Source organism: Bacteroides sp. 2_2_4 (assembly GCF_000157055.1).
GTDB classification, from domain to species: domain Bacteria; phylum Bacteroidota; class Bacteroidia; order Bacteroidales; family Bacteroidaceae; genus Bacteroides; species Bacteroides ovatus.
Map to the genome: position 1 here is coordinate 230,124 of NZ_EQ973364.1, position 12,259 is coordinate 242,382.

At 40.0% G+C, this 12,259-nt stretch carries 7 protein-coding genes; 4 read left to right on the forward strand and 3 right to left on the reverse strand.

What is annotated here, in order from left to right; genetic code table 11:
* Positions 1 to 8 precede the first annotated feature (8 nt).
* Positions 9 to 3,335 carry a TonB-dependent receptor gene (locus tag BSCG_RS07290; protein WP_008776769.1) on the reverse strand — a complete coding sequence of 1,109 codons (3,327 nt, stop codon included), beginning with the start codon at positions 3,333 to 3,335 and terminating at the stop codon, positions 9 to 11.
* Positions 3,336 to 3,600: 265 nt separating this feature from the next.
* On the opposite strand from BSCG_RS07290, the gene BSCG_RS07285 reads away from it, so the two are divergent.
* The 4 genes from BSCG_RS07285 to BSCG_RS07270 are packed head-to-tail and all read left to right on the forward strand — an operon-like array spanning position 3,601 to position 9,009.
* Positions 3,601 to 4,785, forward strand: coding sequence for a LamG-like jellyroll fold domain-containing protein (locus tag BSCG_RS07285; RefSeq protein WP_032849659.1), 1,185 nt, complete (start codon positions 3,601 to 3,603; stop codon positions 4,783 to 4,785).
* A gap of 27 nt (positions 4,786 to 4,812) precedes the next feature.
* Positions 4,813 to 5,865 (forward strand): glycoside hydrolase family 18, encoded by a 1,053-nt coding sequence (locus BSCG_RS07280; protein ID WP_008776771.1) that lies wholly within the window; start codon positions 4,813 to 4,815, stop codon positions 5,863 to 5,865.
* 8 nt (positions 5,866 to 5,873) lie between these two features.
* A complete protein-coding gene (locus BSCG_RS07275) occupies positions 5,874 to 7,403 on the forward strand; it encodes a BT_3987 domain-containing protein (protein WP_008776772.1) in 1,530 nt (509 codons plus the stop codon).
* A 19-nt stretch (positions 7,404 to 7,422) separates the two neighbouring features.
* A complete protein-coding gene (locus BSCG_RS07270; RefSeq protein WP_032849653.1) occupies positions 7,423 to 9,009 on the forward strand; it encodes a BACON domain-containing protein in 1,587 nt (528 codons plus the stop codon).
* A gap of 360 nt (positions 9,010 to 9,369) precedes the next feature.
* Here BSCG_RS07270 and BSCG_RS07265 read toward each other — a convergent pair whose 3' ends face one another.
* Complete coding sequence (locus tag BSCG_RS07265) at positions 9,370 to 9,804, reverse strand: DUF6078 family protein (RefSeq protein WP_008776774.1); 435 nt, start codon at positions 9,802 to 9,804, stop codon at positions 9,370 to 9,372.
* Between the two features lie 170 nt (positions 9,805 to 9,974).
* On the reverse strand, positions 9,975 to 12,245 hold the full coding sequence (locus BSCG_RS07260; RefSeq protein WP_008776775.1) for a GH92 family glycosyl hydrolase: 2,271 nt from the start codon (positions 12,243 to 12,245) through the stop codon (positions 9,975 to 9,977).
* Positions 12,246 to 12,259: the final 14 nt, after the last annotated feature.

The window sequence follows — 12,259 nt, forward strand, 5'->3', positions numbered from 1 at the left end:
TTCCGTTTTTAGAATTTAAGTTTCAAATTGAATCCTACGCTACGAAGGCTAGGCATCATAAAGTAATCAATTCCCTGATAATAGTTACCTGTAGTGGCTACAGATTCAGGATCGAAAGGAGCCTTGCAATAAATCATCCATAGGTTACGACCTACAAGTGAAAGAGTGATATCCATAATGTTTTTCAATTTCTTTCTTGGGATAGTATAACTGACAGAAGCTTCTTGCAGACGCAAATTGGTAGCACTATAGGTATAATATTGAGGAATACCGCTGTCGGCACCAACCACTGTATACCACTTTTGCGCGTCAATCATATCGTTACCGTTTATCACGACTCCACCATTATCACGAGCTGCTGCTGTAGCTTCGGATACACCATAGGAGTCAAGAACGGCTTGAGTCGCAGAGTAAACGACTCCTCCCAAACGGGCAGTAAGAAGGAAGCCAAGTCCCCAGTTACCATATTGAAAGTCATTGCGCCATGCCATATTAGCTTTTGGAAAAACAGATCCTAAATAAATATCATCAGCTTTGTCATTCACTGCTACATTTCCATCGGCATTTACATAAATCTTATTATTTGAATCTCGAAGCAAGTCAGACTGTGAGTAGAGATCACCTAAAGATCCACCTACTTTTAGAATGAACCGTGCCTTTGATAAACCACCTACATCCATACGGTCTTTTGTTATTTCTTCACCGGTTACAGGGTTTATGTAACCATCAATCAGGCTTAAAATCTTGTTTTTATTGGCACTGAATGTGTAGTTAGAACTCCATGAAAACTTGTTCCATGTATTCTTGTAACCAAGTGAAAGTTCTACACCACGGTTACGTACGTTACCAGTCTGCGCATAGAATGTACTATAGCCTCCTGTTGGAGAAAGCTTTGCATCCATGGTTTGATTGTAAGTCTTGGTATTATAGAATGAAACATCAAAATTGAAATGTTTAAGGAAACGTGCAGTAAGACCTACTTCCCAAGAATCTGTACGTTCCGGTTTCAAATCATACAATGGATATGCAGACTGAGAAGAGTATGCTCCTGTTGAAGTATTCCATGAAAAAGTTGGATAAGCAAGGAAGCGTCCAAATGGTAGACCTACGGATGCCCAAGAAGCACGTAGTTTTAAGTATGAAATACTTTCAGGTAATTTGAAAAGTTCAGACAAAACAACAGAGCCTCCTACTGACGGGTAGAAAAAAGAAGACTGTTTTGAGTTCGGTCCCGCTAATTGACTTGGCCAATCATTACGTCCGGTAAGAGTCAAGTAGTAAGTACTTCTATAACCAACTTCTGCAGATGCAAATATAGATTGTGTTTGTTCACGATAACCAGTTTCTTCACGTTTCCCAGTTTCTTTATCCAATTGAGCAACTGTGAAAAAGTTAGGAAGTCCATTCGCTGCAATTGGTCCACTAACGGCAAGAGCTTCAGAACGATTGTCTGAATAAGATGCTCCGATATTAGCTGTTAAACTCCAATCCTCGCCAAATGTTTTATTTATATTCAACAATAAGTCTGCATATGTTTGCTTGTCACGAGTGTTTGTTACACCATAAAAACCATTTTCACCTTCAGCAATAGTTGCGATGGTAGAGGCATAGTATTTTTGTGTATATGTGTTGTATGAATTATCTAGACGTACACGTCCAGCTACGTTCAACCAACTTAGAATATCGTAACTTAAAGCTGCACTCAACATATAACGATCTTTGTCATTTTCACGCAAGTTACGATAATTAATCCAGTAAGGATTTTGTAAACGGAACGATCCCCCTCCTTGAGGCCAATATTGCGTATACATATTACGCTCTAAATCATAACGTTCGTACATTTTGTAATCTTCCCAGTCATTTCCACGCGGAAACAGGTAAGCAGAAGACAATGGGTTTGCATAAATACCTTGATTCACCATATTACGGTCTTTCTGCATAATATATTGAGCACCAACATCCAGTTTCATCTTATCTTCTAGAAAAAGAGTGGTGTTCCGGAATGTAAAGTTATAGCGGTCGTATTTGTTATTTGGAATAATGCCACGCGAATTAACGGCTGCGGCAGAAAGATATGTCTGATTGTGTTCAGTACCAGTAGAAAGTGTTACAGATTCTGTTCCAATAAGCCCAGTCTGAAAATAATCACTTGCAGGATCGTATCCGCGGTAATTAGCTTCATTCAATCTTTTACCCCAACTAGCATCTGTTCCAGAAGTTCCATAGCGATTCTGAAACTGTGGCATGACGAATGGAGATAACATTTCTGTATTACTAGATACGGTCAAGGCTACACGACCCACTTTTCCTTTTTTGGTTGTAATCACAATAGCACCATTAGATGCATTGCTACCATACAATGCGGCAGCAGCAGCACCAGACAAAACTGACATTGATTCAATGTCATCTGGGTTTATATCAGCTATAGCTTCTGTAGAGCCTTGCGATTGCATCTCTTCAGAACCACCAGAAGCGCTCAGGTTATACATTGGAATACCGTCGATAACATAAAGAGCATTAGACGATTGTTCGATACCCCTAGAACCACGCATAACAACTTTACTTGCACCACCAATACCAGAAGAAGAAGAGTTGATATTTAAACCCGCAACCTTTCCGTTCAGTGAATTAATAAAGTTCGCATCTTTTACAGCTAAAGCTGATTCTGCATCGACCTGTGTGACATTATAACTCAAAGCTTTCTCTGAACGCTTAATACCCAAAGCTGTAACAACCACCTCGTCAATCACTTGGGTGTCATCCATCATCGTAATATTAATGGCTGTCTGTCCTTTCAAAGGAATTTCTTGTGTCTTATATCCGATATAAGAATAAACAACAACAGGGTTATTGCTTTTTGTCATAATTTTGTAGTTACCATCCAAATCGGTAATAGCTCCGTCTGTTGTTCCTTTTACTAAAATACTAACACCAATCAGTGGTTCTCCTTTAGCATCTACAACTTGTCCGGTTATAGTACGTTCTTTCCCGCTTTGTTGTTGTAGCGAATTAGAATTTTCTTTTTCTGATAAATAAATTATATCCTCTTCTATTTTATAAGAGATATCTTTATTTTTCAAAAGTGTGTTTAAAACTTGCTCTAAAGAAGCATCTTTTACTTTTAAAGGTTCAACTGTGACAGTCGATAGCTTGTCATTGTAGAAAAATTGGTACTTTGATTGTGATTGAATCTGTTTAATTACAGTTCCTAAAGTTGTACGGGGAGTTGATAAGGTCAACTGTGCCGCAGCCCATTGTACAGGAACTGCTATCAACAAAAGAATCAATAAAGCTCGAAATAACTTCGACTTTCGAAGCGAATGTTTGCTTTCCATACATTTAATTTAATGGTTATACATTTTATTAAACTCAAAAAGAAGAGTGTCGACTTTCCCTCCCTTTGTTAATAAAACAATGCTAATATAATAAACACTTAGTCCATTTTCTCTTTTTTTTTAGAAAAAGTAAGAAATATCTGATATCCCCTTGAATAACCTATATTTAAAATATACCAAGTACTTAGAGTACTAAGTGTTCTTATGTGTTAGAATCTCTCTAATGTGTTCTTGATAAACTTTTTTATAAAAAATGAATGTAACCATGAAAATAAATCATTTTTGTAGTATTACTTTGATATGTATTACTACTCTGATAGTCATGTCTTGTAAGGATGGTGACGAAGACAAGCAACATTATGATAATAAAGCTTTTATTTCAGCATCAAATTTTGTTGAAGAATTGCTAATTCAGAAAGATGCAGCGGAGATTTCACGCAATATTACTGTAAGTTTGGCTAAACCGGAAGGCAAAGAAGTAAAAGTATCATTTGCTACTGCCCCTGCGCTGCTCGAAACTTATAGACTGGCGTATTATGACCCCGAAGCAATCATTCTTCCTGAAGATAATTATAAGATAGAAGAACCGGTAGCGGCTATTGCACCGGGAAGTGTTACCAGTAATCCGGTTACCGTGAAATTTATAAATATAAATTCTCTTGATGATGATATGCGTTATGTGCTTCCTGTTACAGTTTCATCGATAGAGGGAATAGGTCTGCTTGCAAGCGCAAAGACTGTATATTATATTTTTAAGGGGGCGTCATTAATAAATGTGGCGGCAGGACTTGCGAATAATAGAGCATGGCCTGAGTGGACTAATGGCAAACCGGTAAAGGATATGTCGACTTTTACATTAGAAGCATTGGTCTATGGTAATCAATTTAAAAATCAGATATCGACTATTATGGGAATTGAAGGTAAGTTTCTGGTACGTGTGGGAGATGCAGGTCTGGCTTCAAACCAGATTCAGATTGCAACTGACAAGACGACAAACCTTACGTCCGGTGATCTGAAACTGCAATCCAAACAGTGGTACCATATAGCCGTAACCTTTGACAAGGGTGCTGTTTCTGTTTATATTAACGGAGTTCAAAAACTGACCGGAACAGCCGGATCGACATCTGTAGACTTCTCTGTTGAGCACTCAGATGAAGCGGAAGACAAGCCACGCTGTTTCTGGATTGGATATTCTTATGACAATAACCGCTATTTGGATGGCATGATTTCGGAAGTGCGTATCTGGAATAAAGCATTGACCGAGGAAGAAATAAATTCAACTGACCATTTCTATACGGTAGAGCCGGACTCCGAAGGGCTGGTCGCATATTGGAAGTTCAATGAAGGTGCAGGTACAATCATAAAGGATTATACAGTCCATGGAAATGACCTGACTGCTGAAAAAGAACTGAAATGGACGCAAGTAGCTCTACCGGAGAAGAAAAAATAATTAGCAGAACTTTTAATAAAGAACAGTATGATTTTACATCTTAGAAAAATAACGATAGGAGCTTTATTTACTCTGGCTTTACTGGCAACGGCATGCAGTGACTGGACGGATCCGAAAAGCCTGGATATTCATTATCCTTCATTTGAAGAAATGAATCCTGAACTCTACAGACAATATATGGAAGACTTGCGGAACTATAAAGCGCGGGAACATAAAGTAGTTATTATCACGATTAATAATTCGACGTCGACTCCCATGAAACAAAATGAGCATCTGACAGCCTATCCTGATAGCGTGGATTACATATGTCTTGCCAATCCGGGCGACCTTCATCCGGCATTGGTCGAAGAATTCACGTCAGTGCGCGAGAAAGGGACACGGGTTGTTTATAACATTGATTATGAGGCGTTAGAAACACTGTGGTCACAGAAAATAGAAACGGAAGGCGCGGCGGCGGATGAAGACAAGTTCCTTTTATTCATTAAGGAGCAGACTCAAGCCATGCTGGGTTTATGTGACAAGTTCACCTACGACGGCATAGTGGTTTCTTATCTGGGAAATGACATATCCAGTGCGTCGGCAGAAGAAAAAGCGGTGTATGAAGTACGGCAGCGTACGTTCTTATCGTTGGTTCAGGAGTGGAAAAAGAACCATAAAGACAACGTTCTGTTCTTCCAGGGCAATCCCCAGAATTTGTCAGATAAGGATTTGCTTTCTGAATGCATTTACATTATAGTGCCTCAGTATGATGCGGTTATGGCAGCGGAACTGGGACGTGCTATCGTGCAAAGTTCCGTAGAAGGTGTCCCCACCGACCGGTTTATTATCGGAGTAACAATACCGTCGATATCCGATCCCGACTCTGATGCCGGTTATTTCTCGGATTATGAAGACGAAGAGAAGAAAGTGCGCCTGACTGCCGTAAAAGGTGCCGCTCAATGGGTTCTTGTTCTGGATAAGAAATACACCAAGGTCGGCATTTCCATTGTTAATGCTCAAGATGACTATTTCAATAGTTCATTTATATATAAGAATATTCGTGGAGCTATTGGTATAATGAATTATGCACCCCAAAAATAATAGTTAATATGAATACAAAAAAATGTTTGAAGTATGCTCTATGCCTTGTCATGTCAGCTTTTGCCTGCCAGGGATTCACTTCGTGCTCGGAAGATATAGAGATGCCCGCTAAAATCGACGAACAGGCCTATGGTGCCATTTATCGTATCGACGGAATGTTGCTCGACCGCAATACCGGTAAAAACCTTAGTGAAGTAGTTCTGACCGGTGACGAGCTGAAACTGAACGTCTTTTTCCAGCTTACGAAGCTGCCTCAGAAAGGAGTCGATGTGAAACTGGAGCTTGACCCCACTTATCAGGAAATATACAACGCGGCAAATGATAAAGACTATCCGCTTTATCCTGCCGAGTACATCTCCATAGGACTGGATGGAAAACTGACACTTGCGCCTGACGACGTTAATTCACCGGGGGTAGATATTATCCTCACCGGAGGAGAGACGCTTGAACAAGACAAGGTCTACATGGTTCCTCTCAAAGTCACTCCTCAAACAAATGGAATAACCATTCCGGAAGAGACTCAACATGCTGTTTATCTGGTAACCAATAAGTGGAGAAAACCGACGGTCCCCAGTCAGGGTGGCGATGCGGATGATGGCAGAGTAAAGCTAGTGATGTATATGGAGGTGAATGATGAGAATCCGCTGAACATACTGGAATTTAAACTGAAAGATTCAGGAAAGATGCTTTTCGATCAACTGGTTATATTCTCTGCGAATATTAACGAAGAAAACGGTAAACCTAAAGTGCACCTAAACGCACAGGTTACAGAACTGCTCAATAGAAGTGACGAACTGCTGCAACCCTTACGCCAGGCCGGTATTAAAGTTATTCTGAGTATCTTGGGGAACCATGATCAGGCTGGAGTAGCCAAACTGACAGATACCGGAGCGAAGTATTACGCTCAAAAATTGAAAGAGATATGTGATACCTATCAACTTGACGGAGTGACTTTTGACGACGAATATACCAGAGGAGGCGGTGGAAATGAATATATTGCGGGATCATCAAACGCGAAAAGCGCGGCAAGATTACTCTATGAATGTAAAAAAGCTATGCCCGATAAGATTGTTACATTCTACGAGCTGGGACAATTAAGGTATGACCGTCTGAATGAAGTAAAAATAGTCGATGAAGGGGTAGAGTATCCTTTTGGTTCTTTCGTGGATTATTATGTAGGTGATTATGGATACGCTACCCAACCTCTATCCGGAATGACATTGAGAAATTGTTCAGGTCTGTCTCACCAGCTTGGAGTGGGATGGTTAGGTGATATGATCTCTCAGTCGAAGAAAGTGAAAGATGTCGGATATGGTTATATGATGCTTTATGCTATTCAAACCAAAAATTATTCTTATGCTCTGACACTTCTGAATGAGGTAGCTATCGGACTGTATGATGAAGAGATGGCAATGCCGAAGTATTATTACAAACAGAAAAACCAATATCCGGGAGCGGGATTGTCCAGCTACTACGATGCAAAAGCATATCCAATTTCAGAGTTAGGCGAACTTAATACTTGGAGTAGACCTAAATAAGTAAATCTAAATAAAGATAATGATGAAAAAGATATTTATATTATTTACTCTTTTCACTGCGACTTTGCTTTCTAGTTGCAGTGACGACGATGAGAAGAGTCTTGTGCCGGATACAATCGAAATATCGGCAGATAAATTTCATGCAGACTCTGAAGGAGCTAAAACAGAAGTAGTCGTAACAAGTTCCGGCAATTGGCGCGTGACCAACAACTACTCATGGGTTCATACCTCTGCCGATTCAGGACAGAATGGAGATAAGATAACCGTCACAATCGATCCTAATTCCAGTGGAGAAGAACTGAAGGGTATACTGAAATTCTTCACGGGAACGGCAACCGCCTCTTTAAAGGTATCTTCCGAAGCTGATGGTTCCGGAGGAGGCGGTGATGATGATGACGGTGCTTGGAAAATTGTTTCCTCCAAAAAACTATCATTGCTTTCGAATGTGCAATATATCGAAGTTAAAATAGATGGAACAGTCGGTAAAGACGACCTGAGTATTTCGTATTCTGATGAACAAACCTGGATTTCTGAAGCTCTGCGTAAAGAAAGTGTAAACGGTAACATTGTGATTTCTTTAAAGGTAGAAGAAAATGTCGCTGGTGAGCCAAGGGAATGTACAGTAACATTCACTGATGGTGAATTGTCTAAAGAAGTGTTAGTTGTGCAAGAGAAGAAGAAGTATATCAAGTTAAGCACTGAAGATGAAACTGTGTTCGGTTTGGAAGGTGGTTCTTTGACTGTCGATGTAGATGCGAGCGTTCCTTATGAATTTGAATCGGACAGCTGGATTGTAGCCGAAAAATCCACCGATACTCCGGATCGTTTTGTTTTCAAAATTCAAGAGTCGGAAACTACACGGAGCGGAAAGATCAGGTTCTATTGCCCTGAAAGTGTTCTTTATGATGTTGTTTTAGATATTAACCAAATTAATAAGAACTTGCCGGAAGTTACGATTGTAGATGATAATTTCCGTACATGGTTAGTTGAACAGGAGTATATATCTCAAGATGGCGATAAATATCTGTTGACAGAAAAAGGACTAAGTGCGACAGAAATTTATCATGATGGGGCTAAAAACAAAAAACAGATCAAGAGTGTTGAAGGTATTGAGGTCTTTGAAAACTTGGAAAGGATTACAATCGAAGCAGCCAGTGTTTATAGTAGTGTACAGAATCATCTGACGAAATTTGATATAAGTAAACTGAAGAAGGTTGCATCACTTTCTATTGATTTTAATCCATTGGAAGAGATCATGTTAGGCGATAATCCTGTCACAGAACTTGCCTTTGAGAACTTATGTTATAAAGATACTTATAAATTTCCGTCACCTGAATCAGTCAAAGTTTCAGGAACGAAGCTTAAAACGTTTAATATACCATTGACTAGTTATGGATATGACTTTGAAGTGCAAAATAGATTGACGGTTATTGATATTTCTGGTTGTCCGAATCTGGAAAAGATGAACTGTAAACGTTCTGAAAGTGGTGTGTCCATCTTGAAAAAGATAAAAGTGACGCAGGCGCAGAAAGACAGAATTGCTGCAGGACAATTACTCATTACGCTAAACGAGAAATTAGAGGATATATTAGAGGTTGTTCCTTAGTTTTTGTTAGGTATACTATAAAGTGAGTTTGGAAGAAACCATGTAATCATAAGGTGTTAAAACCTATGATTACATGGTTTTGTTTTTTTATCATAACGATAGAATACCTGATGACATCTTTGTTGGATATGGAGGTATGATAGAGGAAACAGGGATAAAGGTTATAAGAGAATAAGACAACAGTATGTGCCACTGGTCGGGTACAACTGTGCCATCCCTGTGTCACTGTTGTGCCAAGCCGATGGCACAGTCGTTTCATCACCGTGTGACACTTGTGTCGATTCTGGGTGACGACAGTTCTATTCGGATGTGACGGTTGTGCCGGGCTGATGTTACGTTTATGTCGATTGGGGGATACTGTTACCAGTCGTAGTCTTCCACATATGCATCAAACTCTTGCGGGGCGGTAACTCCGCAGCTCTTAAGAATATTTAATATGCGTTGCTGTTCGGAAGGGGAGAGCAGACGTTCACCTTTGCGGGAGCGGTAGTAGGTTCTGCGACCTAAATAGCTCATCAAATGCAGGATAACGGTTTGCATCTGTTTATAGGGGAGGTTTTCCAAGATTCCGATAAATCCTTTCGCATATCGTACTTTTCTGTTGGAACGATAATGGGGACAATCCCCTTCCACACTTGCCAGATGTTTGGGGCTGATAATAATCCAATGCTTGATATTTTCCGGTGCGCTTTGCTCGGTGAGTTGTCTTAGGCAGGTGTTTGCTTTGGGGCATTGTCGGTTGAGGCACATTGCATACTGGTAAGGGACTTTTGCAAAATCAATTTTTTCTTCCATGATTTATATGTCGTTTGTTGAGCAAAAGTAGTGAAAAGTAATTGAAAAATAGCCTGAAAGCGAATATCTTTGCTTTCAAGCTATTGCTTTACTGTAATTTCGATGAATAGCAGCTTTCGGAAAGAACTGCATAACTGAAAACGGAATATGGTTCGGATTATGAATAGGGGTTATTGTTGCTTAGAGAAAGAATAGGGCATATCTTCTTCTTTAGTTCCTCTATTCTGATTAGGTTGATTGTTCATTTCAACACTGATTGTACCTCCCTTGAGCAAATTTTCGTGTCGGAGATAATTTTTAGTGTAATCAGCACCATTGACATTCATCGAATTGACATAAAAATTCTTCTTACTGTTATTCGGAGCATCAATAACCAAACTATTGCCATTTTCAAAATGGAGTGTAGCTTTCTTGAATAACGGAGCACCTATAATATATTCATCCGTTCCCGGACAAACAGGATAGAAACCTAATGCCGAGAATACATACCAGGCAGAAGTTTGTCCGTTGTCCTCGTCGCCACAATAGCCGTCCGGAGTAGGAGAGTACATACGATCCATTACTTGACGCAACCAGTATTGGGCTTTCCAAGGTTGTCCTGCATAGTCATATAAATAAATCATGTGCTGAATCGGTTGATTGCCATGTGCATAGTTACCCATATTCATCACAGTCATTTCACGGATTTCATGAATCACTTGGCCGTAGTAGCTATCATCAAAAATAGGAGGTACGGCAAAAACAGAATCCATCATGGTGATAAACATCTCTTTTCCACCCATCAAGTCAATCAATCCTTGAGGATCGTGGAATACCGACCAAGTATAGTGCCAGCTATTTCCTTCCGTAAAAGCATCTCCCCATTTCAGCGGAGAGAAAGGAGATTGGAATGTACCATCTTCGTTGCGTCCACGCATTAACTTAGATTCCTTATCGAAAAGATTCTTGTAGTTCATGGCACGTTTTGCGAAAAGATTAATCTCTTTTTTCGGACGTTTAAGTTCCTTTGCCAGTTGGTAGATACACCAGTCATTGTATGCATATTCCAACGTGCGTGCGGCGTTCTCATTGATTTTTACATCATAAGGCACGTAGCCCAGTTTATTGTAATATTTATATCCCAGACGTCCTGTTGATGATACTTGTGGATGTACATTCTCCGTTCCGTGAATCAGCCCTTCATACAATGTTTTTATATCGTCCACTTTCACTCCTTTCATGTAAGCATCCACTAAGACAGAAGCAGAGTTGTTACCAACCATACAGCCTCTGTGCCCCGGACTTGCCCATTCCGGGAAGAAACCGCTCTCTTTATATGTATTGATCAGACCTTCCTGCATTTCCTTGTTGACTGACGGGTACATTAGGTTCAATAACGGGAATAGGCAACGGAAAGTATCCCAAAAGCCTGTGTCAGTATACATATACCCCGGTAATACTTGCCCATTATAAGGACTGTAATGAACAGGTTGTCCGGCAGCATCCAGTTCGTAGAATTTGCGTGGGAAGAGCAATGAACGATATAAACAAGAATAGAATGTGCGATATTGGTCGAGATTGCCTCCTTCTACTTCTATTTTGCCTAATACTTGGTTCCACGCTTCTTTTCCTTTTTGGGCTAGCTGTTCGATATTATCTTTGCCCAACTCTTTCATATTCAAAGCTGCCTGTTCAAAACTGATGAAAGAAGAAGCAATTCTTGCATGTACTTGTTCGCCCTTATGTGTTTGGAAACCAATAATGGCTTCGGCATGATCTGTTGTCTGTTCGGTAACATTTTCCTGCAGATTGCCATTGACTACCGTAGCTTTATATGTGAAAGGCTTGTCGAATTCAATAATAAAGTAATTTTTAAAGTTTTCGGGAACTCCACCGCTGTTGCGAGTCGTGTAACCGATAATCTTGTTTTCTTCCGGAATAACCTTAATATACGATCCCTTATCAAAGGCGTCCACTACAACATACGAATGATCGTTTTCCGGAAAAGTGAAACGGAAAAGAACTGCACGCTCGGTTGGAGCCATTTCTGTCACTACATCATGCTCTGCAAGATATACTTTATAATAATAAGGAGTGGCAGTTTCTCCTTTGTGGGCAAACCAACTGGCACGCTTCTCTTCATTGAATTCCGGTTTGCCTACTACAGGCATAATAGAGAATTGTCCGTAATCATTAATCCACGGACTGGGTTGATGTGTTTGTTTAAATCCACGAATCTTATTAGCCGTATAAGTGTATTGCCATCCGTCTCCCATCTTTCCTGTTTGTGGAGTCCAGAAATTCATCCCCCACGGACGGGCAATGGCCGGATAAGTATTACCTGTTGATAACTCGAAACTAGATTGAGAACCCATAAGCGGATTGACATACTGCGTCCAGTCTTTGGCTTTTGCAAAGACGATACAACTTAATGCGCATACTAATAGGAGATACTTTTTCATGGTCTTATTTATTA

Bases quoted from the DNA above. Each gene is read 5' to 3' on its own strand.
- BSCG_RS07290 (WP_008776769.1), bottom strand. From the start codon at position 3,335: ATGGAAAGCAAACATTCGCTTCGAAAGTCGAAGTTATTTCGAGCTTTA.
- BSCG_RS07285 (WP_032849659.1), top strand. From the start codon at position 3,601: ATGAAAATAAATCATTTTTGTAGTATTACTTTGATATGTATTACTACT.
- BSCG_RS07280 (WP_008776771.1), top strand. From the start codon at position 4,813: ATGATTTTACATCTTAGAAAAATAACGATAGGAGCTTTATTTACTCTG.
- BSCG_RS07275 (WP_008776772.1), top strand. From the start codon at position 5,874: ATGAATACAAAAAAATGTTTGAAGTATGCTCTATGCCTTGTCATGTCA.
- BSCG_RS07270 (WP_032849653.1), top strand. From the start codon at position 7,423: ATGATGAAAAAGATATTTATATTATTTACTCTTTTCACTGCGACTTTG.
- BSCG_RS07265 (WP_008776774.1), bottom strand. From the start codon at position 9,804: ATGGAAGAAAAAATTGATTTTGCAAAAGTCCCTTACCAGTATGCAATG.
- BSCG_RS07260 (WP_008776775.1), bottom strand. From the start codon at position 12,245: ATGAAAAAGTATCTCCTATTAGTATGCGCATTAAGTTGTATCGTCTTT.